Raw genomic sequence first — 25,130 nt, 5'->3', positions numbered from 1 at the left:
TCAGCCTCCGGCCTGGTGGAGCAAGGTGGCGCTGCCGCGTCCGGTCACCGGCAGGTCGCCGACGCCGATCAGGGACGAGAACAGTGGCCGGTGAACCGTGCGGACCGTCACCGTCAGGGTCACTCCGTCGCCGCCGACGGTGACGTCGCCCTCGACGTCCTGCGCGGTCAGGTACGCCGACGCGGCGCTGCGCGCGGCGTCGGGGTCGACGACGATCGCTTCACCGGTGATGGCCTGCCCGGGGTCGATCTGCTGGGCGCCCGCGCGGGCGGCCTCCTGGGCGAGGTAGTCGGCGCGGGAGGAGGTGTTGAGCTGGGCGCCGAGGTCGACGACCAGGCCGACGAGGAGGAACCCCAGCAGCGCGATCCCGGCGTAGAACAGCTCCATCGCGCCGCGCTCGCCCGCGGCCGGCCGCGGGCGGCGGCGGCCGTGGACCAGGCGGCGGAAGCTGATGGTGGGCATGCGGGTCATGTGTCACCCGCTTCGCTGCGGGCGCGCCACTGGTCGACCGTGCTGGTCATCGTGGAGGTGAGGGTTTTGCTGCCGCCGAGGCCGGGCAGCGCGAGGTCACTGAGTGGGGCGGTGCAGCTGACCGTCGCCTGGACGGTCGCGGCCTGTCCCACCGGAGCGTGAAGGCCCCCGGTGTTCAGGGTGACGTCGACCTGTGTGCAGGACAGCCCGGAGTCCCGGAGGCTGGCCGTCGCGGCGTCGCGCGCCGCACCCTCGCCCGTGGTGGGGTCGGTGGTGAGGGAAGCGGTACGGGCCGCCGCGCGGGCGGCGGCATCAGCCGCGGACTGGGCGAGGACGATCCGACCGCCGGCGATGGTCAGCGCGAGCAGGGACAGCACCATCGGGGTGGCGATCGCCGTGGTCAGGGCCGCGCTTCCGCGCTCCCCGCAGTACGTGCGTGGCCGGCGGGTCATGGGGTGAACTCCTCGACGGGCGCCTGGACGCGCTGGCTCACCGAGACGTTCATCCCGGGCAGCAGGAGGATCGCCTCGCCGTCGACCCGCACGCTGACCCGCCCGCCGGCACGTTCGACGGTGACGGACGGGGAGGTGACCGAGCCGCCCATCCGCCGCAGCACATCGTGCGCCGCCGTACTGCCCGCCCCGGGCGGGGCGTTGTGGACGCGTTCGGCGTCGACGCCGCTCTGCGCGGCGTGCTGGGCCGCCGAGCGGGCGTGGAGCCAGATACCGGCCTGCACGAGCGTCAGGAGCATCAGCAGCGCCAGCGGCATGACCATCGACCACTCCACCGCGCCCCTCTCACGCATGCCGGGGGCCGTGGCGCGGGCCCACCGTCGGTGAAGGCGTTGACAGAGGGCCATCAGAAACCCGCGATCTGCGCGGCCTTCTCCGCGATCTTCGGGTTCGCGACGGCGGCGACTGCGGCGACCATGCCGCCTCCGACAGCAGTGATCAGCGCCCATTCCATGGCCGAGTACCCGGCGTCCGACATACGGGAGCGGGTGGTGCCCCAGCGGCGGCGGATCTTGAACAGGGCCAGACGGACAGGTGCGGGGACGAGCCTCATGATTCCTCCAGCGGCAGTGAGTTGGGGCGACGGCACAACGGGGCCGGGACCGGGTGCGGGGTGTGTGCGGGCGGGGGCGGGCATGTCAGAACGACATGATCTGGGTGAGGGGCGGGGCCGCCAGGAACACGATCATCAGGAACGCGATGGCCAGGCCCGGCAGCGTCATTTTCTCGGTGTCCTCGTTCGCCGCCGCTTTCTGCTCGGCGACCAGAGCGTGGCTCAGCGCGTTCGCCTGCTGCTCCAGCGCCGCGTACACGGCGGCACGTTCCTCCCCGGCGAGCGCCATCGACGCGGCCGGCTTCGCGAGTTCGGGCACACCCAGGTCCTCACCCAGGCGCCGCAGGGCGTCCCAGGCGCTGATCCCGGACAGCCTCGCGTGTTCGAGGGCGTCGTGGATCCGGACCGCGGCCCGCCCGTCGCCGGAGGCCGCCGCGCGGGCCAGGGCCTCGGCCGCGCCGGCGTCCGACGCCCGCGCCAGCGCGACCCGCTCCAGCAGCGACACCGTGTAGTAGCGGTACTCCTCCCGTACGCGGCGGGCCTTGGCCCGGACATCATCGAGCGACTTCAGCGCGAAGAACACCGCACCGGCCACGGCGGCGGCGAGCGGCACGGCGAACGGCAGCGAGAACCCGCCGAGCGTCAGCAGCAGCACGAACCACTGCGGCAGCAGCAGCCCGAGCAGCCCGTACAGCGCCATCCGGCCCACGAGCGCCGCCGGGGACATCTCCAGCAGCACCAGGTCGCGGGCCGGGAGCCGGGCGGCGACACCACCGGTCTGAAGCAGCCGCGTGCCGATCCGCTCCGCCCACACCGCCCCGGCCGAACCGCCGCCCACCGGCCCGGCCGGCGGCCGCGGGCCCGCCTCCGGGTGATGGGTACGGAGCATCAACTGCCCGAGCGGGACCCGGCGCGGCAGCAGCGCCCGCACCGCGAGCCCGAGTCCGAGCGCGACCAGCGCCCCGGACAGCAGTCCGCCCACCGACATCGTCATGACCGTGCCCCCGTCCGCTTCTCGCGCTCGGCCGGTGTCAGCAGCAGCCGGGGCTCGGCGCGCGGCCGCGCCATCCTCCGCAGCCACATCAGCGCCCCGGCGAACCCCGCCCCGAGCAGCAGCAGTCCCGCCTGGCCAAGGCCGGTGCCGTACGGGGCGGTATACGCCGGGTTGGCCAGCGCCACGGCCACCACCAGCAGGACGAACAGGGACACCCGGCGGGCGTTGGCGCGGGACTTGGCCCGCTCGGCGTCCACGTCCCGCAGCCCCGCCGCCTTGCGGGCGACGGAGGCGGCCTTCGCCTCCAGCACCCGCGCAAGTCCCGGACCGCGTGTGGCGGCGTGGTCGAGGAGCAGCATCGTGAGGTCGTCGCCGATCAGGTCGCCCATGTCGTCGGCGAACGCCCGGTAGGCCCGGCGGGCCGGCATACCGGCTTCCAGCCGGCGGGCGAGCGCGTCGACCTCTCCGCGCACCGCGAGCGGCACGGTGGTGAGTTCCCGGATCGTCTGCTCCAGCGGCTTGCCGCTGCCGTGGACACTGACCAGCTGCTGCAACCACTCGCCGACCGCGTCCAGCCGTTCGATCTGCGCCCGGGCCGACCCGCCGGGGTGCAGCACGAACGGCAGCCCCGCCAGCGCGGCACCGGCGACCACCCCGTGCATCGGCCACCCGGTCCACGCCCACACCACGGCGCCCAGGACCACGGAAGCGGCCAGCAGGTAGCGGTAGTTGGCCCGCCACCCCGCCGGCAGCTCTTCCACCGCCCGCCTCGCGGCCCGAGCCGGCCCGGTCCCGCCGCTGGTGGCCCTGCCCGGTGCCCAGCCGCGCAGTGCGGCCACCGCACCGCAGATCCCCGCGACGAACAGCAGCCCGGCCAGCATGCCCAGAACCCCGAGAGACGACAGGCCCATCACGCCACCGGCCCTTCCGGCCACTGCCCGTTGGGGTAGGCACCGAGCCACCGGCGGTCGAACCCCGCCGCCTCCAGCTTCCGCATCCGCCGCTCGCTGACCGGAGTCCGTGTCGGCATCGCCCGTACGTCCGCGCGCAGCGGCGGCTCGGCGTCCTGCGGATCCCTGGGTGCGAAGATCCGCGCGAGAGCGACACCGCCGCCTTCGCCGCGGCCCGCGGTCTCCCACACGTGGGTCAGGTAGCGGTGCAGTTGGCCGCCGTGGGGCCGGTGGTCGCTCTTGTCGATGTAGACGATCAGGTCGACGGCTGCGGCGATCAGCCGGTACCCGGCCTGGTCGGACAATCCGGCGCGGGACAGCGGCACCATCAGGCGCTCGATCACCGACTCCGGGTCCCGGGCGTGGATCGTGCACATCGACCCCGAGCCCCCGGCGATCATCGCCTCCAGCATCGCCACGGCCTCCTCGCCGCGGACCTCGCCGACCATGACCCGGTCCGCCTTGTACCGCATCGAGGTCTGCACGAGCTCGGCGAGCGTGATCTGACCGCTCATCCGCCCCGACACGTCACGCTCACCGTTGCCCTCGCGGGCCTCGAACGCCAGGGTGTGCGCGGGGGTGTCCGGGGTGTCGAGGTACAGCTCCCGGTCGCTCTCCAGGGTGATCAGCCGCTCGTGGGCCGGGACTTCACGCCCCAGCGCGCGCATCAGCGTCGTCTTGCCGGTGCCCATGTCCCCGGCGATGACCATCGTCAGACCTGCCTTCACCGCGCACGACAGGAACGTCGCCAGCAGCGGGTCGACCGTGCCCCGCTCCACCAGGTCGCGCAGCGTGGACAGCATCGTCCCGTGCCGGCGGATCGCGATCGTGACATGCGTCGTCAGGACCGTCGCGGCGACCCGCGACCCGTCCGGCAGGCGGAAGTCGACCTTGCCCGTCGTGTACGACAGCTGCCGCTCACCGTGCCCGGAGGCGCCGGCCATCTGGTTGACCCACTCCACCGCCTGCTCCCGGCTGGAGAACGGCGAACGCAGCCGCTCGGTACGCCCGTGGGAGTCAACGAGCATCAACTCCCCGTCGATCAGGACGTCCTCCACCCCGGGCCGGTCCAGCACCCGCTGCAACGCACCCGCCAGGAACAGCAGGTTGAACACCTCGGTCCGTACCCGCTCCAGCTCGTCGGGGCCCAACGGAGTGTGCTTCAGCGCCCAGTCCTGCGCCCACCGGGCGACCTGCTTGCGTACGGCCGCGCGCGCGGCCGCCTCCGCGTCGGCGTCGCTCATGAGCGCACCGGAGCGCCGGGCCTGGCGTTTGATGGTGTCGACGTCGTCGGCGACCTGCTGCCGCAGCCGGGTGATCTCCGGCCACGGAACCGGCACCAGACCGGGCATCGACGTGGGGGCGCTGATGTCGGAAGGCGACACGCTCCCGCCGGAAGCCTCCACCCTCGGGGCACCCGCGACGCCGGCAGGGGCGGCGGTCTGCTCGGACAGCAGTCCGCCGAGACGGGTGTGCGCCCCTTGTCCGTTCACCGGCTTCGACATCCGCGGCTCACCCATGAGAACCACCGCGCGCGGCGAGCTGCTGGACCATGCGGTCCATCGCCGGGGTGGCCGCGTGTGCGGCACTCATCTGCTGCTGGAGCCGGTGCCGGTCGGCGTACTCGCGCAGCGGGCCCATCGCCTCACGGGCGCCGCGCATGAGCGCCGAGCGGGCGAACCCGCGCGGCATACCGGTGCCGTGCGTGAGGCAGGCTGCCGTCCGCTCGTCCCACGGCAGCGTGCCGAGCACCGGCGCCCCAAGCTCCCGTTCAACCTCCTGCCGCCGGTAGGTACTTGGCCCCAGGAGCAGCAGTCCCAGCCCGCGCGATCCGCGCCCGTGACCGGCGAGGTCGTCGGCCAGGGCCTCGACCACCGGACGCGACAGGACCAGCGACTCCTCGGTGGCGCGGACAACCACCAGCACCAGGTCGGCCGCACGCAGCACCGGCACGGGACTCAGCACAGGGTGCGGGCGGCCCGCGTGAAGGACCAGGCGCCCGGCGTCGACGAGTACGTCCCAGCCCAGCCGCTGGTCGATGAGCTGAAGGACGTTGCCCAGCACCGGCCACGTCTGCGTCAGCGACGCGGCCTGCCTCGGGTCGGTGACACCGGGCAGGGCGAACCGGTAGTCGCTCGTATCCAGCGGCCACAGATGCGCCGACACGGCCGGGGTGAACTCCTGGCCCTCCGCCCGCTCCCAGTCCGCCTGCGGCAGCCGGTGCACACCGGTCGTCCCGTCCAGCTCCCGCCCGCCGCGCCGCACATCGCGCAGCAGCCCGTGCCGCAGGCTTCCGCCCGACAGGTCCAGCTCGGCCAGCAGGACAGGGCGCCTGCCGGCCAGCGCGAGCGCGGCCGCCGCGGTCGTCACGCCGGAAGACTTCGCCGACACCAGAGCGATCAGGGCCATGGCTCAGCTCCTCGGCTGCCGTACGAGGGCGACCTGCTTGACCGCCGCCTTCACCGCCAGAACGGGCCCGTCGCCCTCGCCGACCGCGAGATTCACCGTCACCGCACCGGTACCGTCCGCCGGACCGACGGACACCACCACGGCATCAATCCCCGGCTCCGCCGGTTCCGCCGAGGAGCGCTTGCCGCTCGGTGCGCCCTCGGCGGGCAGGATCACGGCCAGCACCCGGTCCCCGGCACTCAGGGCCTCCCGCGGCACCTGGCCGCGCTTGAGCTCCACACCGACGAGCTGCCGGTCATCCCCGAGCGCGTTGCCGGTCACCTGCGAGCGGGTGAGCAGACTGCCCTCGCGCAGATCGACCACGGCACGGCGGCCGACCATGCTCGCGCGCTGCCCCGCGGGCACGGGCGACAGAGCAGGGTCCTGCGCGAAGGACACGCTCACCAGATCCGCACCGGTGATCCTCTGGCCGGCGGGAACGTCCCGCGCCACGGCCAGGACGCTGGTGCGGTCCCCGGCACGGGTCACCACCACGGACCCGACGAGCGCCCCGACCAGGGCGAGCAGGACGCACAGGACGAACGGCGACCACCTGCGGGGCGGCTTGCGCACCCCGCTGCTGACGTCGAGATCGGGTTGCCGGGTGGAGCGCTCGGGCAGCGGCGCGAGGGGAGCGGAGGTCGACAACGCAGGATCACCTCTCTCGGAGGGAAGGAACCGGACGGGCTGGGGGACAACAGGAGCGGGGGTCAGGAGTTGACGGCCTGCGACTCGACGACGTCCACCGCGACCTGGGACTCGCGCACCTGATCCAGCTCTCCGCTCGCCCCTCCCGGGCCGGTGACTTCCCAGTCCACGTCCCACGTCGCGGTCGCCGTCACGCTGAAACCGCCCTCGCCCGGCGACGGGCGGGTGTAGACGTGCCCGCACTGAGAACGGGCCAGCCCGTAGGCCTTCTTGTACGGCTTGCCGGGCCCCTCACACGTCACGGTGGTGCCGTCGCCCATGTCCCACACGATCCGGGACACCTTGGCGCTGACGTTCACCGTCACCCCGCCGGCGCTCGCGCTCGCCGAGGTGGGCCCGTACGTGGTCGGGGACTGCCCGGCCGCCAGCCACACGGGCATGCCCACCAGGCCCCGGCCGCCGGGCCGCGGGCTGATGATGATGTCGGGGCCGGTCAGCTTCATCCGGTCCACGGCCTGCTGCGCGAGGACCGCCGGGTCGACCAGTTCGGCCTCCGGCTCGTCCTGCGCCCAGAACGTGCCGACCCGGAACGTCTCCGGGCAGAAAATCCGGTACACCGCGCCGTCACCCGGCTTGTGGCCCTTCCACCCCAAGTGGATCGCCGGGGGCGGAGGTTCGATCTTCTCGACGGTGCACTTCGGCGCCGGGGTCCGCTTGCCGCTCCCACCGGGAGCCGTACCGGACCCGCTCCGCGCGCCGCCTGCGCCGGGCGGTGTCTGCGCGCACGCGGTGACGAACTGCGACGCGCCGGGGCAGTCCCCGCCCACCACCGGGTCGTCGTCGGCCCGAGCGGCGGGCGCGGCCACGATCGTGAGCGACGCAGCGACTGCGACGGCCGTCCTGCGCCTCAGCAGGCCCGGTCGCCGTGCGGCGTGACCTTCGTGATCAGCCATCGGTCCTCCCATTTTTCCGCCGCAACGGTGGTCAGATACCGGGGTTCCTGACCGTCCGGGAACGGCACGGTCTTGCCGTCTCTGACGGACTTCCACCCCGAGATGTCCAGGCAGTCGGTGAGCGTGGCCGTGGGGATGTCCTTCTCCAGCGCGAGCACGGGCTCGCTCACCTTGTGGCCGGGCTTGCCGCGCTGGCTGGTGTCCGCGTCCTTCATGCGCTCCACGTCGAGCTCAACCCGGCTCAGCGCGTCCAGTTCGGTGTACTTCTTCAGGCCGGTGCCCTTGGTGTCCGCCTTCGCGTACGCCTTGACGACCGCCGCCCAGTACCCGTCGTAGGCCTGGAGCACCCGGGTCTTCTCGCCGGCCGCCGGGTCCGCGCTCGCCGACGGCGGCGTCGCGGCCGAGGCCGCCGGGGACGCCTTCGCCCTGGCCTCGTCTGCCGGCTCCTCGCCACTGCCCCCGCAGCCGCCCAGCACCATCGCGAGCGTCACGCCCACTGCGGCCCCGGCCGCCCGCGAGGCGCCCCGGGCACGGCCCGTACGGTCTACCGACGACGCTGTCACCTGTGTCACTGCTCCTCCAGTACGGATCGTCTGCCGCACCCCGGCGAGGGCCCGGCCGCCGGGAGCGAGGTCCCCGAAGTGCCGTGCGGCACAGGGGAGTTCGCCCCGACAGCGGCCAGGCTACGTTCGCGGGCAGACATCCCGCGGGCGCCGGGTTCATGGCCCCTGACCGTCCGGGGGACGCAGCGTCACGGCGTCACCGTCGACGTCCAGCTGCCGGCCGGGGTAGGCGGCCCGCAGGGCGCCCAGGTCGACTTCGTCGAAGACGCCGCGCAGCGAGACCATCCCGTCGTCGTACGCCACGGCGCTGCCGGTGCCCGCGGGCCACACCGTCATGGACTGACCGGTGCGGGTGACCGGGCGCCCCGAGAGCGCGCCGCGCAGTTCGGCGAGGTCGGTGTCCGTGAAGGGACCGGTGAGCCGGATCAGGGTGCCGAACCGGCGCGCGCCGGTGGTGCAGGGCGGCCACGGTCCGGCGGGCACGCTGGGATCGACGGGCGGGCCGTCGTGCCTGGACGCCGCAGCGGGGCCGCCGGGCGCGCGCTGTGGAAGACCATGGGTTTTCGGCATGGAGGTATCACAACCTTTGGGCAGGGGTGGGTGATTGGCCGTTTTCTGCGTACCTCAAAACGACACTAGGGATTTGCGAATGCAATATCAATACTTTTCAATCCGGCCGGGTCGATAGGTGCTGTTATGGGAGCTTCTATCCCGGAAAATTCTTCGAATCTCCCGGCGAAACCGAGTGGATCGAATAACCAGGGAACGGAAAAATCATCTGATTCTGTCGCTGGGTCCGACCGTCGACCACTCCTCCAAGTGACGTGCCGCCGCCCTGAAAACGGATCTCAGCGCGAGGATCGCGCCCCGGCCATTCGCCTTCGGTGAAAGCGGTCGAGCCCGAGCCCCGCACACTGCGGGCAGCCCTCCGGCACCAGGTACATTCACCTCTGCGGGAGACATGGACCCGCGACAGCAGGGTGCCGCCTTACGGAGGGGGCTTGACTGTCAGCGCTCATCGTTATCGTGAGAGGCACGGCAAGTCGCGTGCGCCGTTCGCCGCTGTCCGGGCCCACGCCCTCGGAAGTTGTCGGTCAAGGTCTCCTGGGGCCCGTGGAATTGATGTCCCGTTCAGCACACCGGCCCTGACGTATGCGGCCGGCGGGAGCGTGGGGACCGCCTGGTCCGAGGAGTACGTCATGACGAAGAAGCAGTCGACCGCCGCGAAGAAGGCACATGCCGCCGCGCGCGAGGGCGAGAAGTACACCGCCGCCCTTCGCCGGGCAGCCGAGCGGCCAGACGCCCCGACCACCTACAGCTATGTACCTGTCGACGACGCCGGCGACGAACAGGTATGGGCCCGCGTCGCCGAGGACTGCCCTCACTGTCCCTGCCACGCCGCACGCGTATGCGCTAGCGCCCTCTGGCACCAGGCATCCCATCCTGCGCACGCGGACGGGACCCCGTACTCTGACCCCTGCCCCTGCGAGCAGACGGCCAAAGTCCCCGAGCCCCGGCTGCTCACCATCACTTTCAAGGGGATCACCAGGACCCTTGATGCGGAGTACCACCGTCATGGCTTGATGCGTGGGCACCTTCGAGTGCTGGGATATCTCTTCCGAGGCGAGCCTGACGACGGCTCAGCCCCCGGCCGCTGCGGCATGGTCCTGGACCGTTCCAAGGTCATGCGGACCGCCCGCGACGATCATGGAGAAACCTGGCTGGTCCGTACTCGTGCCTCCGTCGGCGGGCGACCTGCCACCCTCACCGGATGGTGGTCGGATGAGTGGCCGGGGCCGGAAGCCTGGTAGCGCGGGGAGCGGCTCCGGTCAGGATGAACAGGATCCTGGGAAAAGCGGGACACCAGCGCTGCCGCGAATCGATCGTGACGGTCTGGTGGTTGCCGATGCTGCCGGGCGGCAGCGAGGATTTCAGTCGGCGCGGCTGTGACCTGGGCACTGAAATCTTCCGTGCGGTGGCTCACGGAGTGCCCACCGCAGTAAGGGTTTCAGTGCCCTCGCTGTTGGCGCCGGTCAGGTCCTCGACCACAGACAGGTCCAACTCGGCGGCCCGCTCGTGAAGATAGAGAAACTGCTCGTCCGTGAGGCCCAGGCGGGGGTCGCTGGCGATGCGCAGCAGGGCAGCAGCAGCGAATCCAGGCGACACCGACTGTAGGGCGTGGCTCATGGCCTCCGTGGTTGCTGCCGCTTCGTCATCCTCGGCCTGGTAGTGCAGGGCGATGCCGTACGACACCCAGGCGCGTTCCGTCAGCTGACGAAGGGCGAGGGTCGCCAGCGGGTCATCGACGGGTTCGAACCGCAGGACGGGGTTCGTCTGCTTCGGATCTGCCACGGTGGTGCCTCACTGAAGTCATCGGTGCGTCACTGAAGAACGTACTGAAATCTGCGCTGCGGTACTGCAATCTGCGGCGCGCTCCGACAGGTGCGCCGTCGGCCGACCGGAATGGGCTCGTAGTAGCGGAACCGGGCGTAGGCGATCAGCTTCGCCGCCAGGCGCTCGGAACTGCTCATGGCGCGGTCGATCTCGACGAATGCCCGCAGTTTCGTGCGCTGCCCGTCCGGATTCACCGTGTAGTGCATGACCGCGGCGGCGCGTACACCAACCTTGAGCAGGAGCTGCCTCCTGGCGCTCAGCGCCGCTCGGATTTACGAACGACCGCTTCCTGAGCACCTCTCTGCTTACGACGACGAGTCCTTGACACGCCGCCGCCCCCGGGATTCTCCGGCGCTTCCCAGCGGAGCCGGGCGACGTTCTCGGCCCCCGTTGAGGGGCGGGGGCGCGCGGGACAGTCCCACCCTCTGCGGGCCCGTAACTGCGCTACCACCTGCCATCCGGCTCCGCGCAGGCTGGCACCGCTCTCCCCTTCCTGTGTGTACGTGATCAGGCGCGTGTAACCGAGAGCCTTCGCCGCCCGCCACGCCGCCCCGTACAGCAGCGAGTTGGCATTGCGCACCCCGTCGCTGCATGTGCGCGTGACCTCAAGGGTCCTGCCGTCGTCCAGCAGGCGGGCGACGGGCCGCCCGACGATCGCGACCGCCCGCAGCGTCCCGTCCTGGTCTTCGGCGCCGACGGCGAAGATCTGCCCGGCGGGCGGCGGGTGGTGCCGGTGCCACTGCCGCACGAACTCCTTTGCCCGCTTCGACCGGACGGGCACCAGATGCAGCCGTCCGCAGGCTTCTCGGCCGGACCCGGCGTGCCGTGCGGCGTTCACAGGTCCATCCAGGAGCGTGAGGGCCCGTCGGCGGCCAGCGGTGTCCACACCTGCCCGGACGGTCCTTGATCCTCCAGGTCCTCCAGGACCGCGGCGCCGAGCGCGACGTCGCGGGCCAAGGCGGCGACCGCCGGGTGCTCGCGCACCATCGCCCGCAGATCCTGGATCCGGTGCGTCAGGGTGCGGGGAGCGGCTCCGGTCAGGATGAACAGGATCCGGGGGAAAGCGGGATACCAGCGCTGCCACGAATCGATCGTGACGGCCTGGTGGTTGCCGGTGCGCCGTCGGCCGACCGGGATGGGCTCGTAGTAGCGGAACCGGGCGTAGGCGATCAGCTTCGCCGCCAGGCGCTCGGAACTGCTGGTGGCGCGGTCGATCTCGACGAATGCCCGCAGTTTCGTGCGCTGTCCGTCCGGATTGACCGTGTAGTGCATGACCGCGTCCGCGATGAGCCGCTCGCCCTCACCGATCTGGTGGAAGACCTCCGGTGTCCAGTCCAGGTGGCTGTGCTCGTCGTCCCGCCGGCGGGCGTCGGCGACGAACGTCAGGTGTGCCCGCACCGAGGCCAGGGTGTGGGACGTCTTCGGCGAAGCGGCGTTCGTCGAGGTGATCGGGTAGGGCGGCCGGCCGCGCTGCGCGGGCAGGTCCCGGGTGATGCGCGCACCGTCGGATGTCAGGTACCAGGCCCGGGTCCGGCCGTCGGGCATCTGCGTGTAGGCGGCCAACTCCTGCCGGTAGAGGCACTGGAGGACTCCGGAGACGGCCTGCCGCGTCGCGTGGGGGCGCAGCAGCAGGCGCAGCTGCTCGGTGGTGGCCATCCGGTGCTGGGCGAGTGTGGCGAGAAGCTGGTGGCGCAAGGGGTCCGGCGCGCCGGGCGCGAACCGTGTCGGATGCGGCGGTATCAGGCGGCTGTCGGTCACTGGTAGTCCCTCTCGTCCTGGCCGGAGGCGGCGGCGGGCTGAGCGTTCACGAAGGTTCTGACACGGTCGAGTTGGGTGGCGGCGATGCTGGTGAGTTGGGTGAGCGGAAGCGCGTCGGCGACCCGGCGCGCGGAGCGTTCGAGGGCCTGTACGTCGGCCGGGGAGGTGGCCTGCTTGGCGAAGACCCGGTCGAGGTAGGGGCCGGTGATACGGACCGGTCCCACCCGGCGCCCGTGGATCGTCAGGGAGATGTAGTGCTCGTACCGGTCGAGTGCCATGACCTGGTCGGCGCTCGGGTTGTGGCCCCATTCGGCGGTGATGGTCTCCACTGCGGCGTGGGACCCGGCGGTCGTGGCGAGCGTGGACGCGTTCTGCGTCAACGACATCCGCACCGCGCCAGGCAGCCGCGGCAGCAGCTGCGTCATCCCGTGGACGCGAATCCTGTACTTGCGGAAGTCCTCGAACATCGCGGCGATCGTCTCGGGGGCCGCGCCGGTCAGGGTGATCAGCTCGTCGAAATAGACCCGGAACTCCGCACGCTGGCCCTCCGGGGTGTCACGGCGCGAGCGGCCCGCGCGCAGCAGGTCGCGGGCCAGGAGCGCCGTCAGGAGACGGTCGGTGGGACCGTTGCCCGCCGTGCACACCCACACGACCATCTGGCGGTCCATCGCGGCCCGGATGTTGTACACACCGTCGGGACGTCCGAGGAAGGCGCGGCTGACGGGGTTCACGGCCAGCCGGGCGATCGGGTTGAGCACCACACCGAACGCGTCGGCGGGCAGCGTCAGGAAGATCCCCTGCCACCAGGACAAGGTGTCCTCGTCCAGGAGGTCCCCGGCCGTGAGCAGGGCGCCGGCGCGGAAGACCGGGTCCTGGAGCAGCGGACGCACCTGGAACAGCGTGGCCTGCGCCTGTGGTTGGCCGACCAGACACGCCCGCTGGTTGACGGCCACCAGCACGCGCAGGGCCGCGCCGAAGATCGCGATCGCACGCGGCGCCGACGTGTCGTCCCACCCCAGAGCGGTGGCGAACCCGTCGAGCGTGGCCTCCACCACCTCGTGCGCGGACTGACCGTGATGCATTCCGATCGGATTCCACGAACTGACCGCCGAGTTGGGACCGCCGCCGTTCAGGTCGACCAGCGCGATCCGGTCCATCAGGTCCGCGTGGGCGAGGAAGCGGGCAGCGCGCGGCCACGAGTCGCGGTGCGGGTCCATGAACAGCAGCCCGCCGCCCGCATGGGCGACACCGATGGCCTGCGCGAGAGCACGCTCCGTCTTTCCTCCGCCGGCCTTGCCCATCCCCAGCTCGAACAGCGTCTCCTTCGCATGGGTGGCCACCAGACGCTCCCTGCCGTCCGGACCCCGGTAGATGCCCTGGAGCAGCAGCGCCGGGTTCTTGAACTGGTACGTCGGCAAGTCACCGGCCATCAGCGGCAGACGGCAGTGGCGCGTCGGCGGCTTCAGGAAACCCGTCAGCTCCTCCAGCCGCACCCAGTTCTGCGCCGGTGCCTGGCAGTGGCCCAGCTGCCAACGGCGCTCGAATCCGCGACGTGAGGGCCACCGGTCCGCGCCCAGCCGCCACGGCCCGAGCCGCAGCCCCCGCATCGCCAGACGTGCCCGCCCGCCGAACACATCGAGTCCCGCCTGGACCTGGGAGAGCCGCGCCTCCGCCCGGCCTTCCATGTCGGACGCGCACATGACCAGGATCTGCACCCTCACCAACTGGTCGTCGCTGGAGAGCTTGCCCAGTGCCTGCTCCCGGTCGACACGCTGCGGCACCGGCGGCATCACCATCCGCTTCCCGCTCGTCTCACGACCTGTCGCGACCGACCTCAGGTGGCTGGTGAAGGAGTCGTCGACCGCGGCGGCGTCGCGCCGCACCCAGCCGGCGGCCCGCTGCGACTCGCGCCGCTCACGCCTGCGGGCGTTGGCCATGATGTGCGCACGGCGGGCGCGCAGAGCCCATTTGGGGGCGCGCTGGATGTCGACGAGGACCTCGGCGAGGTCTCCCACATCCGCCCGGAGGTCGGACACGGCGTCGACCAGCGGTTGCAGCGGGTCCGGTTCCAGCGGGACATCCCGCAGAGACTCGACGGGCTGGCCGCGCATGAGGAACTCCGCACGCACCTCGTGGCGGCGGGGCTTATCTGAGATCGCGGCGGCCTTCCGGACACGGACCCCGGGACCGAACGGCGTCATCGACAACAGCCGCTGACCGCCCGCCGGCCCCTCGATGCGATAGGTCAGAGCGGAGGTGCCGTCCGCGCGCAGCCGGATCCGTACGGCCTTGGTCCGGCGCGGCGCCCACCAGGGCATGGACGTGGAGGCGCGGGCGAGCTGCACGCCCTGGCGGAAGATCTCCTCCGGGCTCGGGTCGAAGGTCCGCACAGGGACCAGTTCCAGCGCCATGCGCTGACGGGACGCCAGGGCTGACAGGTGGCTCAGCAGGAACGCCGCCAGTGGCCACACCGGCCCGCCGATGACCAGCGGCAGATACCAGTGATCGGTCAGCCACCGGGCCACGTCGAAGAGTCCGGTGAAGACGTCGACGACGTCGGGTGCGGCCATTGGCCGGCTCAGCGCAGGGGAGTCCACGTCAGGTTTCCTTTCGCCTGGGTACGGGTGAAATGCAGATCGGTGATCCGGTTGTCGGCGTAGGTGCCGCCCCGGTCGGCGCCCGCCCACACCAGGTGCACCACCGCCCTGCCGGAGGTGTTCTCGTCGCGGCGTGCGACGACGGCCTGGATCCGGAAGCGGCTGAACGCCGGTGCCGTCGCTCCGTGTTGGGGGAACTGGTCGGGGAACCGGGAGCGGCCTGTGCCGGTCGCGTCGGCGCGCAGCAGCGCGGTCCCGAGGTCGGTCAGCTGCCGCTCGTCGACGGCGGGGAGGTCGGCGGGCCACTCCTCTTCCAGAAGCCGCTGGATGTACGGGTCTTCGTCGGGTCCCTGACCGGCCGGCGGCACCACAGCAGGGGTGGACGTCGCTGAGGGCGCGGGGTGACCGGTCCCGGCCGGGGAAGCGCCGGTGGGCAGCGGCGGTCCCGTGGTGCGTGGCGCCGTCGGCGGTGCGGCCGCCGGTCGGCCGGGCAGCACGGGGCCGTCCGCTCCGGCCAGCAGCAGGTACCCGGCCCACGCGCAGAGCACGGCCAGCGCACCGAGCAGCCACGGAGCCCGCAGCGGCCGTGGTGGTTTCGGTACGCGCGACGTCTTGCAGGAGACGCGTCGGGGTGCTCGCGTCATCGCGGCCGCCCGCTCTCGGCGCCGCCCCGTGACAGCGGGGGGAACTCTCGTGCGATCCAGGCGAAACACTCGAACACGACAAAAGTAGACAGGGGTTGCGGCACAATCCCTGTATGAGTGCGACGAACCTCCAACTCCCCGCGCGGCGCCGCCGAAACGCACGGCTGATCGCCACCCTCACCCACGTGATCGGTGACTGCGCCGCTGCCGCCGGCTCGGTGTACGGGCCGATCGCCACCGCCCCGCCCGAGCAACGTGACGTGCCCGTCAGCGTGTGGCCCTTCGCCGCCCTCGCCCTGTCCGCGAGCACCCGGCTGGAAGCCGCAGGCGCCGAGGACGACGTCCGCTGGCCCGCCGCCGTCGCCGCAGAGGAAAAGGACCGCGACCGGACCTTCGCCGCACGGTGCGCGGCCGCCGAGGCCGAGCAGATCACGGCCGATCCCGCATACGGCGACACCATCTTCTCCGCAGCCCAGCACGCCGCAATGGAGGGCCTGGGCGCCGGCGCCGACTTCCTCATCGACCTGCTCGACGATCCGCACCATGCCATCGACCGGGCCTGTGAACGGGCGGCGTCGGGGGAACTCACCGTCGACGAGATCCTCGACGAGGCCACCGACACGGCCGTGCTGTCCGGGCTGCTCGCGCTGCGCCAGGCGCAGAGAGAACAGGACCCGAGTACGGCCGCGGAGGCGTGCCTGGTGGCCAGCCGTCACTTCGTCCTCGCGATCCAGGTCGCGTCCACCGACATCGAGGCGCCATGACTTAGAGCCACGAACACCCCGTCGACCGGGCGTCGTTGATGCAGGGGTCACAGCAGCCTCGCCCCACCCGCGTAGCCGGACATCGCCGTCACCGGGTCGATACGGACCCGGGTCCCCGGCCGGGCAGCGTTGATCATCTTCCCGCCGCCGAGGTAGATCCCGACGTGGTAGATCGAGTGGTCATTGCCGGGCAGGTAGCCGAAGAACACCAGGTCTCCCGGGCGCAGCGCGGACGTGCCCGCCGCAGCCGGTATCCGCTTGCCCATGCCGGCCTGCCGGTCGGCCGTACGCGGCAGCCGGATCCCGGCCCGCGCGTACGCGTACATCGTCAGCCCCGAGCAGTCGAACCCGGTGATGCCCGTGCCGGACTTCCCGCTCGGGGTGCAGCAGATTCCGCGGCTGGGCCCGCTGGCGTTGCCGCCGCCCCACGAGTACGGCTGGCCGCGCTGCGCGAGCGCGGCGTCGATGACCTTCCGGGCCTTGCCGGTGGCGTTGACTCCGGTACCGCTGTTCGCGTCGGCGCTGTACTGGTCGATCCACCCGGTCACGTTGGCGACGTAGGCGGTCGACCGGTTGTACTGAAAGACCGCCTTCTCCAGCTGGTCGCGCTCGGCGAGGTTCCGCCCGCGGCCGCACAGGTAGACCGCGGCACCGAGGGCGGCGTCATCGGCGTTGTGCGGGTCGGCGCTCTTGTCGCCGTTCGCGTCGCGCCCGTTGCTGTCCCAGGTGGAGGGCAGGAACTGGAAGGGGCCGACGGCCCGTTCTCCGGTCGCGGTGTCGTCCCACCGGCCGTTGTCGGTGTCGGGGAACACGGTGGTGTTCCCGCCCGCGCCGGAGCCGTTGAGGAGCACCCCGTAGATCCGCGGCCGTATGTCGCCGTCCTCACTGACGGCGCGGCCGGCCGCGTGCTGCGACTCGACCCTCGCGATCCCGGCGAGGACCGGCCAGCGCATCCCCCGGCACTTCGGCGACTCTTTCCCGATGAGCCGGGCGGCCTTCTTGTACGCGGCCAGCATCCGCGGGGGAATGTCCGCGCTGCTGCCCCCGGTGAACTCCCCGCCGCTGGTGTCTTCCTGTGCTGCGGTGAGCACGGCCATCGCCCCGACGGTTCCCGACAGCGGCGCCGCGCAGCACGCTGCGGCCAGGAACAGCAGCACACCGGCGCATCCCCACTTCGCCACCCGGCGGTTCATGAGCCGTCCCAGTCGGGTCCGCCGTTACGCGGGCCGCCGGGCAGGTGGGAGTCCGCGGCTCGGCGACGCGCGTCGGCTGAATCCCCCGCTCCCAGCTGGTTGATCACCCGCTGGCGCAGTTCCGCAGCCGTGCGGGCCCTGGGCGCGGGCGCGGGTGCGTGAGGTGGCGGCGGCGGTGCCGTGGGCTTCGGCGGGCCGACCGGATTCGACGGGCCGACGGACGGGGGAGGGGCCGTGGGCGGCGGCGGCCCGGCGGGCCGGGGAGGCATGACCGGCCCACCACCGCCGGCGGGACGCGGCCCAGCACCCGGGCCCGGCCCCGGACCCCGTGGTCCAGGAGGCGGCCCTGGACGAGGACCACCTCCTCCTGGCCCGGCCGGTGGGCGTCCCGTGGGTGAGATACGGCGCGAGGACTGCCCGCGGCCGGTCCACTTACGGGTGTCCTCGCGGACCGTGTTGCCCCAGACCCGGAGCTGCTGCCGGGTGTCCTGGCTGTAGCGGGAAGCTGCCTTCTTGCCGCGCCGTACGTTTTCCGGCAGTCCGACCGTGGAGCCGTACGCGATCCGCCCGCCGCGGTGGGCGATGCGGTAACCCCGCAGCCTCACCAGCCGGTTGTGGGCGCGGGTGGACAGCAGCGGACGGTCCACGCTTTGGTCGTGAAGGACCTCCCCGGAGTCGGGGTTCACGACGCGGCCGTCCTCGTCGCGATACCGGTCGGCCGGCCCCTTGGGACGCCCGCCGCCCTGCCCCGCTGCGGCCATGCCCTGCCCCGTGGCGTCCGGGTCGTCGGCTGGCTTGCGCAGCCGGTCCAGCACCTGCTCGTCGGGCCGCCGTCCCACGAGCAGCGAGTACGAGCCCCGCACCCCCGCCATGGCACCGACCGCGGCGACTCCCAGCGGCGCCAGCCCGCGCGAGGCCTCCGCGCCGGCGTCGGCCATCAGACGGCCGGTGTCCAGGGGCATGCCCGCACCGTCGGCCATCGAGGCGAGGTACCCCATGAGGCGGTCCCGGGTTCCGAGCATGCCGTGGCCGCCGCCGGATCCGCGCATGCCGCCACCACCGGCGCCGGGCAGGTTCATCGCGAGAGCGGCGCCGATCTCGGAGGAGTCACCGGGAAGGTGCGTGCCGCCGATCTTCGAGTAGCGCATCCGTACGGCCATCCGCTGCCCGAAGGACGTCATCGCGGTCAGCAGTCGCCGCTGGAACGCCAGGCCCACGAGCGCCATCACGTCGAGGAGCAGGATCCGCTCGACCATCAGGTCCGGGCCGTCGGTGAGGACCGCGTCGATGGCGATACCGAAGAACGGCAGGAACATGCAGATCACGAACATGCTCAGGATGGAGATGGCGAAGAACGCCGCCCACTTCCACACCGCCTGACGGTTGGGACCGGGCAGCATGCCCCACACGAACACGATGACCCCGGCCGCTGCGGCGGCGGCGTCGGCCGCCTGGGTCACCAGCAGCACGACCGCCGCCGACAGCAGCATCCCGCAGATCATCAGAGCGGCGATCAGCAGCAGGGCAGCCCCGCCGACCCGCCACCAGGTCGCGTCCTTCGCGTACTCGGCGCTCGCCTTCCCGACCGGGCCCGCGCCTTCCAGGTCCTTGAGGAACGCGGCGAACTGCTGATCCTCGCTGCTCAGTACGGGGGTGGCGCTGTCCAGCAGGTCACTGCCCGAGGTGAGGTCCGGCACCTCGGTATCCGTGTCGGATCCCTCGCGGCAGAAATCGTCGGCGGGCCCGATCAGCCCCGGGCATCCGTCTTCCTCCCTGTCCTGCGGGCTGGGCTTGTATCCGCCCGACACCCACTTCAGGTGCAGCGCGTACGCCTTGCGGTCGGCCGGTTTCCCGGGGTCGAGCGTGCGCCCGTACTGGAGCAGCATGTACGGCTTGACGATCACCGCGTTGGTGACGGAGTCCTGGATGGGCTTGGCGACATCGGCGGCCTCGACGGGCTGTTCGGCCTCCCGCTCCACACAGGCGGCCTCCGCGTTGCCGGCCATGCCCGCGCACGGCCCGCCGCTGGAGACCGTGCCGCCCCAGTGGTAGGAGCTGACCGTCGTCTGGGCGACCTCCGCCGCGGCCTGCTGACTCTGGACGAGCGGCCCCTGGTCGGAGAGCAGGTAGTCGGGACGTACGAACGCGGAGGCGGCGAACGCCGCGATCAGCAGCGTGAGGACGATCTCCCCGAGGCCCTGGCCGATCTTCCCGCGCACGAACAGCACCAGCCCGAAGACGAACGCCCACGACAGCATTAGGCCCTTGAGGCCGAGCTGGTTGACGACGGTCTCGGTGTAGGCGTCGGACACCTGCTGCGCGGGTCCGGCGAGGATGTCGATCAGAGGGAAACGGAAGGCGACCTCGACCGCCCAGCAGCCCAGCCCGACCAGGATCCGCACGATCACGAACAGCCCGCCCAGCGCCATGGACAGGGCCTGGGACTGGAAGTCGACGACCGATCCGCTGTCCGCGGACAGCTCGTACCCGTTGACCGGCGCCCCTTCGGACGAGGCGACGTTCAGCGGGGCCAGGAGATCGCCCGTCTCTCCGGCCTTCTCCGCCGCGACCGCCACACTGGTGTTGACGGTCAGGAACACCACGGTGAGCACCCCCACGAACAAGGCGGCGCGCAGCGTGCCACGGTCCAGCCGGCGCAAGGTCATCGCCGCCCCCTCACGGTGTGCACGGCGATGAACACCAGCGCGCCGACAGCCGGCAGCGCCTGCCACAGGCTCAGGCCACCGGCCGGGCGGCTCAGCACGGAGGCGATGCCCGCCTCCCGCTCTTCCGTACGGGCGGGAAAGGGCCCGTACGGGGCGGAAGTCCGCTCGCACGGCGGCCCGGTGGTGCCGACCGGGTCGAACACGTCGCCGATCCGCGGCCACCACGCGTCGGGCAGCCCGTGCACGGCGAGAAGAACGACGGACGTCACGGCGCACACGAGGACTCCGGCCACGGCCGCGGCGACGAGACGATCGCGCGTGAACTGGACGGTCATGGTGCCACCGCCTTGCTGCGCTGCCCGCCGGGGGCTTTGCGCAGCCGGTCAGCTGCCTCGTCCGCTGCCGGAGCACTGGGGGAGGGGCGGCCGGTGCGGCCCGGGGTGGTGGTGATGCGCCGGGCGATCCGCGGGACACCGGGGATGATGACCTTGACGCGGCCGGTGTTCTGCCGGGGGCAGGTCAGGAGCATCTCGCCGGCGCGGTCGCGCTGACCGATCGGGGAGAGACCGGTGGTGACCATGCGTATGAGTTCGGCGTCGGTGGAATCCAGGCCGATGAACTCCAGCCCCCGGGCGGCGCGTTCGCGGTCCGTCGTCCGGGCCAGGAGCCGGTAGGCCATCAGCCCGCGGTCCGGCCCGAGTTCCTCGGCGTCGTGCGCCCCGGCGAACAGCCCGGAACCGTGCTTGCGTCCGTCGTGGAGGATCTCGTGGACCAGGGCGGTGCCCTCGGCGGAGTCGGTGAGCCAGTACAGCTCGTCGGTGACCACGGCGCAGAACCGGCTGGGGTCGGTGAACGCCTGCTGCCGGGCGATCGCGGCGATGAGATAGAGCATCGCGCGGCCGATCAGCGCCTCCAGCGGCTGCTGGCGCAGGACTTCCGGCTGGGTGAACGCCGCTTTCGGCGGCAGTTTCAGCCCGGTCGTCGTGATCACGATCATGTCGGCTGTGGCGTCGTCCAGCCTCACCGGCGGCAGATCCGGGTCGAACACCATGCGGGCCAGGCGGTTGCCCTGCACCACCCGCAGCAGCCCGGCCAGTGTCGCGGCCGCATCCTGCCGCTTCCCGCGCTCGCTGCCTCCCATCGCGCCCAGGACCTCGACCACCTGGTGCATCGACGGATCCGGTCCGGCGGCGGCCTGCTCGACCGCGTGATGCAGCACCTCGCCCATCGTGCTCATCGGCCCGATGCCCAGTTGCAGCGTCAGGTAGCTCAGCGCGTAGTGCCGCCCCTCCGGCCCGTCGAACAGGCGCAGCGGGTCGATCGACAACGACGCCTCGGCGGCGTCGATGACCTGGCAGCGCCCGGGGGCCGCCGACTCGGCGAACGCCGCCCACTCCCGCACGGGGGTGCGGTCGATGCAGATCGCCCGCCCGCCACGGTCGACGACGGCCTGGGTGACGAGCTTCTCCAGCACGCTCTTGCCCGAGCCCAGGTCACCGACGACGCCCAGCGACGCGGACGCGTCCTGCTTCGGCGCGTCGGCGACGTTGACCAGCACCGGGCGGCTCGTACCGGCGTCGATGTCGATCCCCAGGAGCATCCCGGTCGGGTCCCCGACCTCGCTGAGCGTGAACGCCCCGGACATCGACCAGTCCTCGGACACCTGGTGCTGGGTGAACTCCCGCACCGCCGGCGCCCGTACGGTCCCCGGCAGCCCCAGCGCGAACAACGCCTCCTGCTTGCCGGTGGGCCGCACCGCCCGGTAGTCCGCTCCGCCCAGCAGCGACGTCAGCGCGCGGGCCCGCGCGTCACACACCGCGGCGGTCGGCCCCCACACCGACAGGACCGTCACCGACTGCACCTCGACCTCGACGGAGGTCCGCGACAGCCTCGCATCGAGCTCCCCCAGGTCCTGCACCGCCTCCGGGACCGAGACCGGCATGCCGGTGGGCCGCGCACCGTACTGGTCGGCCTGGTCGACCAGCTCGTTCTTCTTCCGCTGCACCTGCGCCTTCGCCGTCTCCGACGGCACGATCGTCAGATCCACGACGTAGTCGACGGGAAACGACAGGAGCTCCAGCTGCGCGAACAGGTCCGCCGCGTCCTGGCTCACCGCCGGCGGACACTCCGCGAGCGCGAGATGCGCCTGATAGCCGCACCCGCTCTCGCTCTCCACCTGGAGCCAGCGCCGTGCCAGCGGGGAAGCCGCACCCTGGCGCCACCACCCGCCGTGCCCGCCCTTCGAGGCCGGCTTCGCCGCGTCCGTATCCTCGGCGGTGAGGTCGGCGCCGCCTTCCTGGAGCCGGACCTGGCCGAGGTCGGCGTAGCTCGGCGACCGCAGGACCTTCCCCTCCAGCCGGCCGCCGTACAACTCGCTCGACTCGGCCTCGGTGAGGAGCGGTTCGGCCAGCCCGCGGTGCAGCGCGTGCTGGACCATCCACACGATCTCCGCCGGACGGGCCGGCCGCAGCGCGGTTCCTCCGGCCAGTTCGGCCTCGATGCCCGCGGCCTGCTCGCGGTAGTGCGTGACCTCCTCGCGGGACACCACCGAGGGGCGCAGTCCCAGCCAGTCGGACACCTCCGCCCACAGGGCGCCGCCGGCGGCGGTGAGCTGAAGTCCGGTGCGTTCGCTCTGGAGCGGCACGGCCAGCCACAGGGTGCGGCGGTGCATCTCCTGGGTCTCCAGCAGGTCCAGAGCCGCCTCGACGTTCTCCGCCCACGGGTGCTCACCGACGCGGGGCCTGCTGTCGGCCGGGTCGATGCCCTCCAGCATCCGCCAGGCGATCTCACCCGGGTCGACCTGGGCGCACAGCCCGATCAGTCGCGGCGCCCCCGACAGGGAACGCACCAGGTGGGTGATCTGCCCCAGCAGCTCGTCGCGGACCGGCCCGGGCACGTAGGTGCCCTGGATGGTTTCCTCGGCCCGGCCGTTCTTGTCCGGGCCCGGGTGCAGCCGGTAGAGCGCCCACACACTGCCGTGCGTCGACCACACCAGATGTCCGGCGATATGACGGATCGGTACCCTCATGACCGGCTCCCCTCCTCCGTACGGGCCAGCAGCAGTTGCACCGCCGACACGGGCCCCCTGTTCACGGGGTCCTGCGGCGGGCGTTCGACACCGGCCGGCCGTGGTCGTCTCGTCGCCCCCGTGCTGCGCGGCCGGGTCCGGCCGGGACCGGGCTCCGGGGCGGTGAACTCCTCGATCACGAAGCCGCCGTGAAGTGGGCGGGGCTGCCGGTCCCTCGCCGGGCGGCCGCCGATCCGGCCACCGGCCGGCTGCCACGCGCGGGACAGCACCCCGGCAGCGGCGAGCAGCGGCGCACGTCCACCGATCCGCGGGCGGCGCACCGCCCAGATCGCCCCGACCCACGCCACCAGCGGGACCGGCCCCATCCACGTCCACCACGACACGGTCTTGATCAGCACCAGCCCGCCGACGACCGCGACCGTGATCTGCGCCGGTGTGTAGGGGCCGAGCGGAATCTTCCAGTCGGCGAGCTTCCCCAGCACCCACGGGTGACGGCGCGCGGAGGTGTAGAACCGCCCGACCCGCGGTGCCGCGCCCGCGCTCACTGCCCCGCCCCCGGATCAACGCCCCCGTCAGGGCCGGGCCTCAAAGGGGCTGGGGCGCCCTGGCTGGGGTTGTTGATCTCGTCGGTGAACATGGCGGCGAGGGTGTTGCGCGACTCGTAGATACCGAGCGCGACCGCCATCAGCAGCAGGGCGGCGATCCCCGCCTTCAAGCTGAACTTCGTGACCATGACGTAGACGACGAGGATGATCAGCGCCGCTTTGAAACCGCGGGTTCCCCAGTCGGTGAGCATCGCGATCCACGAATCGCCCAGGACGTCGAGCTTCCCCGCCAGGACCAGGTGACTGACGCTGTTCACGACGCACCTGCCCCGGAGTCCAGGGAGCGGATCTCCCACCGCGCCGAGCGCACCGACAGCGTCAGCTCGTACGCCATCGGCCACCTCGCGGCCCGATCGGCGGCTTCCACACGCACCAGCACCCGTACGGCCGTGCCGTCCGCCGGCACCGACTCGGCGCCTCCGTCCTCCTCGACCGCGCGCACCTCACCGACCTCGACGTCGGTGAACGACCCACCGGCGACCGGCGACAGCCGAACCCCGGGAGCCAGATACCGGCCGACCTCATCCCGGCCCGCGAGATACGCCGCGAGGAACTCCCCGACCGTCGACGCCAGCGCACTGCCGGCGGGCACGGCCACCGAGAACGCAGACGCCTCCGCCTCTGCCCGCCGGGGCGCGGCCACCTCCGCCGGAGCCTCCACCACCGCGAACGAACCACCATCCCGCCCGGCGGCCACCGGCACGGCGAAGTACCGCACCGACGCCGCGTACTGGGCGGCCACCGTCACCGACCACCGGCCACTCCCGCGCTCCGCGCTGCGCACCGCCGTCACATGCGCCACGGCCGGCATGACCGTGACCGGTTTCGGCAGTTCCACCGACGGCGCCATCGACTGCGCCACCCGCGCGGACGCGCTGTCCGCCGCGTCGGATCGGCCACGCAACCAGGCGGCCACGAACTGCGCGGCATACCCGGACGGGTCGGCGGCCACTTCGGTCCGCGCCGTCGGCGCCGGCTTCGCCACGGCCGCCTCCACCACGCTCGGCGGCGACGCAACGGCCACGGCCAGAGCGACGGGACCGGCCGCGAGAGCTACCCAGACGCCCCAGCGCCCCAGCCGGACTCGGCGGCGCATCCGCTCCAACTGAGCACCGGCAGCCATCACAGGGGGATCGCCGTCGGGCACCTGTCGATCGACAGACATCACAGACTCCCAGGTCAGGAGGAAAGTTCCTGCCTGGAGACAACCTGACGACCCCGACCACCACAGTGACCACGAAGACCCGACCAGGATCACGAAACGGCGACAAACCCGTGGTCGGGGGGGGGGGGGTGCCTGACCCCACAAACAACCACCACCACCACAGCCACCCCGACCAAGCGGCCCGCGACGGGGACACACCGTCCCGGCCGCGGGTCAAGCTCCCC

Annotated in this window: 27 protein-coding genes; 2 read left to right on the top strand and 25 right to left on the bottom strand. The window is 72.1% G+C overall.

Annotated elements, in window-relative coordinates; all coding sequences use genetic code 11:
• The 12 genes from ACZ61E_RS20140 to ACZ61E_RS20085 all read right to left on the bottom strand — a co-directional run bounded on the left by ACZ61E_RS20140 (window position 1) and on the right by ACZ61E_RS20085 (window position 8,662).
• A complete protein-coding gene (locus ACZ61E_RS20140) occupies window positions 1-462 on the bottom strand; it encodes a pilus assembly protein TadG-related protein (protein WP_469701143.1) in 462 nt (153 codons plus the stop codon).
• A 5-nt stretch (window positions 463-467) separates the two neighbouring features.
• Window positions 468-923, bottom strand: a complete 456-nt coding sequence (locus ACZ61E_RS20135; RefSeq protein WP_469701141.1) for a TadE/TadG family type IV pilus assembly protein — start codon at window positions 921-923, stop codon at window positions 468-470.
• A complete protein-coding gene (locus ACZ61E_RS20130; RefSeq protein WP_469701140.1) occupies window positions 920-1,276 on the bottom strand; it encodes a TadE/TadG family type IV pilus assembly protein in 357 nt (118 codons plus the stop codon). The genes ACZ61E_RS20135 and ACZ61E_RS20130 overlap by 4 nt, the downstream gene beginning before the upstream one ends.
• Window positions 1,277-1,329: 53 nt before the next feature.
• On the bottom strand, window positions 1,330-1,536 hold the full coding sequence (locus ACZ61E_RS20125) for a hypothetical protein (RefSeq protein WP_469701138.1): 207 nt from the start codon (window positions 1,534-1,536) through the stop codon (window positions 1,330-1,332).
• Window positions 1,537-1,621: 85 nt separating this feature from the next.
• On the bottom strand, window positions 1,622-2,530 hold the full coding sequence (locus tag ACZ61E_RS20120) for a type II secretion system F family protein (protein WP_469701137.1): 909 nt from the start codon (window positions 2,528-2,530) through the stop codon (window positions 1,622-1,624).
• Complete coding sequence (locus ACZ61E_RS20115; RefSeq protein ID WP_469701135.1) at window positions 2,527-3,441, bottom strand: type II secretion system F family protein; 915 nt, start codon at window positions 3,439-3,441, stop codon at window positions 2,527-2,529. Before ACZ61E_RS20115 ends, ACZ61E_RS20120 begins: the two co-directional genes overlap by 4 nt.
• Window positions 3,441-5,000 carry a CpaF family protein gene (locus tag ACZ61E_RS20110; RefSeq protein WP_469701133.1) on the bottom strand — a complete coding sequence of 520 codons (1,560 nt, stop codon included), beginning with the start codon at window positions 4,998-5,000 and terminating at the stop codon, window positions 3,441-3,443. Before ACZ61E_RS20110 ends, ACZ61E_RS20115 begins: the two co-directional genes overlap by 1 nt.
• The gene (locus tag ACZ61E_RS20105; RefSeq protein WP_469701132.1) at window positions 4,993-5,889 is read right to left on the bottom strand and encodes a hypothetical protein; all 897 of its coding nucleotides are present in this window, start codon (window positions 5,887-5,889) and stop codon (window positions 4,993-4,995) included. The genes ACZ61E_RS20110 and ACZ61E_RS20105 overlap by 8 nt, the downstream gene beginning before the upstream one ends.
• Window positions 5,890-5,892: 3 nt before the next feature.
• Entirely contained in the window at window positions 5,893-6,576 is a 684-nt protein-coding gene (locus ACZ61E_RS20100) for an SAF domain-containing protein (RefSeq protein ID WP_469701130.1), read from the bottom strand.
• 62 nt (window positions 6,577-6,638) lie between these two features.
• A complete protein-coding gene (locus ACZ61E_RS20095; protein ID WP_469701129.1) occupies window positions 6,639-7,529 on the bottom strand; it encodes an ATP/GTP-binding protein in 891 nt (296 codons plus the stop codon).
• Window positions 7,484-8,101, bottom strand: coding sequence for a hypothetical protein (locus ACZ61E_RS20090; protein ID WP_469701128.1), 618 nt, complete (start codon window positions 8,099-8,101; stop codon window positions 7,484-7,486). Before ACZ61E_RS20090 ends, ACZ61E_RS20095 begins: the two co-directional genes overlap by 46 nt.
• Before the next feature lie 147 nt (window positions 8,102-8,248).
• Window positions 8,249-8,662, bottom strand: a complete 414-nt coding sequence (locus ACZ61E_RS20085) for a hypothetical protein (RefSeq protein WP_469701127.1) — start codon at window positions 8,660-8,662, stop codon at window positions 8,249-8,251.
• Window positions 8,663-9,291: 629 nt separating this feature from the next.
• Here ACZ61E_RS20085 and ACZ61E_RS20080 point away from each other — a divergent pair.
• Entirely contained in the window at window positions 9,292-9,903 is a 612-nt protein-coding gene (locus ACZ61E_RS20080) for a hypothetical protein (RefSeq protein ID WP_469701125.1), read from the top strand.
• A 169-nt stretch (window positions 9,904-10,072) separates the two neighbouring features.
• On the opposite strand, the gene ACZ61E_RS20075 is transcribed toward ACZ61E_RS20080, so the two are convergent.
• Genes ACZ61E_RS20075 through ACZ61E_RS20050 form a run of 6 tightly spaced genes read right to left on the bottom strand, consistent with a single transcriptional unit; the run spans window position 10,073 to window position 15,485 of the window.
• Complete coding sequence (locus tag ACZ61E_RS20075) at window positions 10,073-10,444, bottom strand: hypothetical protein (protein ID WP_469701123.1); 372 nt, start codon at window positions 10,442-10,444, stop codon at window positions 10,073-10,075.
• Window positions 10,445-10,473: 29 nt separating this feature from the next.
• A complete protein-coding gene (locus tag ACZ61E_RS20070) occupies window positions 10,474-10,692 on the bottom strand; it encodes a hypothetical protein (RefSeq protein WP_469701121.1) in 219 nt (72 codons plus the stop codon).
• Between the two features lie 50 nt (window positions 10,693-10,742).
• Window positions 10,743-11,324, bottom strand: a complete 582-nt coding sequence (locus tag ACZ61E_RS20065) for an XF1762 family protein (protein WP_469701119.1) — start codon at window positions 11,322-11,324, stop codon at window positions 10,743-10,745.
• The gene (locus ACZ61E_RS20060) at window positions 11,321-12,244 is read right to left on the bottom strand and encodes a replication-relaxation family protein (protein ID WP_469701118.1); all 924 of its coding nucleotides are present in this window, start codon (window positions 12,242-12,244) and stop codon (window positions 11,321-11,323) included. The genes ACZ61E_RS20065 and ACZ61E_RS20060 overlap by 4 nt, the downstream gene beginning before the upstream one ends.
• Window positions 12,241-14,814 carry an ATP/GTP-binding protein gene (locus tag ACZ61E_RS20055; protein WP_469701116.1) on the bottom strand — a complete coding sequence of 858 codons (2,574 nt, stop codon included), beginning with the start codon at window positions 14,812-14,814 and terminating at the stop codon, window positions 12,241-12,243. Before ACZ61E_RS20055 ends, ACZ61E_RS20060 begins: the two co-directional genes overlap by 4 nt.
• 8 nt (window positions 14,815-14,822) lie before the next feature.
• Window positions 14,823-15,485, bottom strand: a complete 663-nt coding sequence (locus ACZ61E_RS20050; RefSeq protein WP_469701115.1) for a hypothetical protein — start codon at window positions 15,483-15,485, stop codon at window positions 14,823-14,825.
• Window positions 15,486-15,598: 113 nt separating this feature from the next.
• Between ACZ61E_RS20050 and ACZ61E_RS20045 the strand changes: the two genes are divergently transcribed.
• Window positions 15,599-16,249: a hypothetical protein gene (locus ACZ61E_RS20045; RefSeq protein ID WP_469701113.1), complete on the top strand. Its 651-nt coding sequence runs from the start codon at window positions 15,599-15,601 to the stop codon at window positions 16,247-16,249.
• A gap of 47 nt (window positions 16,250-16,296) precedes the next feature.
• Here ACZ61E_RS20045 and ACZ61E_RS20040 read toward each other — a convergent pair whose 3' ends face one another.
• The 7 genes from ACZ61E_RS20040 to ACZ61E_RS20010 are packed head-to-tail and all read right to left on the bottom strand — an operon-like array spanning window position 16,297 to window position 24,906.
• Window positions 16,297-17,442, bottom strand: coding sequence for a C40 family peptidase (locus ACZ61E_RS20040; protein WP_469701112.1), 1,146 nt, complete (start codon window positions 17,440-17,442; stop codon window positions 16,297-16,299).
• Window positions 17,439-20,108 carry a hypothetical protein gene (locus tag ACZ61E_RS20035; RefSeq protein ID WP_469701110.1) on the bottom strand — a complete coding sequence of 890 codons (2,670 nt, stop codon included), beginning with the start codon at window positions 20,106-20,108 and terminating at the stop codon, window positions 17,439-17,441. The genes ACZ61E_RS20040 and ACZ61E_RS20035 overlap by 4 nt, the downstream gene beginning before the upstream one ends.
• Window positions 20,105-20,443, bottom strand: coding sequence for a hypothetical protein (locus ACZ61E_RS20030; RefSeq protein ID WP_469701108.1), 339 nt, complete (start codon window positions 20,441-20,443; stop codon window positions 20,105-20,107). Before ACZ61E_RS20030 ends, ACZ61E_RS20035 begins: the two co-directional genes overlap by 4 nt.
• Entirely contained in the window at window positions 20,440-23,136 is a 2,697-nt protein-coding gene (locus tag ACZ61E_RS20025; protein ID WP_469701107.1) for an ATP-binding protein, read from the bottom strand. Before ACZ61E_RS20025 ends, ACZ61E_RS20030 begins: the two co-directional genes overlap by 4 nt.
• Window positions 23,133-23,681 (bottom strand): hypothetical protein, encoded by a 549-nt coding sequence (locus ACZ61E_RS20020; protein WP_469701105.1) that lies wholly within the window; start codon window positions 23,679-23,681, stop codon window positions 23,133-23,135. The genes ACZ61E_RS20025 and ACZ61E_RS20020 overlap by 4 nt, the downstream gene beginning before the upstream one ends.
• On the bottom strand, window positions 23,678-23,998 hold the full coding sequence (locus tag ACZ61E_RS20015) for a hypothetical protein (protein WP_383835994.1): 321 nt from the start codon (window positions 23,996-23,998) through the stop codon (window positions 23,678-23,680). The genes ACZ61E_RS20020 and ACZ61E_RS20015 overlap by 4 nt, the downstream gene beginning before the upstream one ends.
• On the bottom strand, window positions 23,995-24,906 hold the full coding sequence (locus ACZ61E_RS20010) for a conjugal transfer protein (RefSeq protein WP_469701104.1): 912 nt from the start codon (window positions 24,904-24,906) through the stop codon (window positions 23,995-23,997). The genes ACZ61E_RS20015 and ACZ61E_RS20010 overlap by 4 nt, the downstream gene beginning before the upstream one ends.
• Between the last annotated feature and the right edge of the window lie 224 nt (window positions 24,907-25,130).

The sequence above is a fragment of the Streptomyces sp. NPDC104581 genome (assembly GCF_055583685.1).
This window is presented reverse-complemented; position numbering and strand designations above follow the sequence as displayed.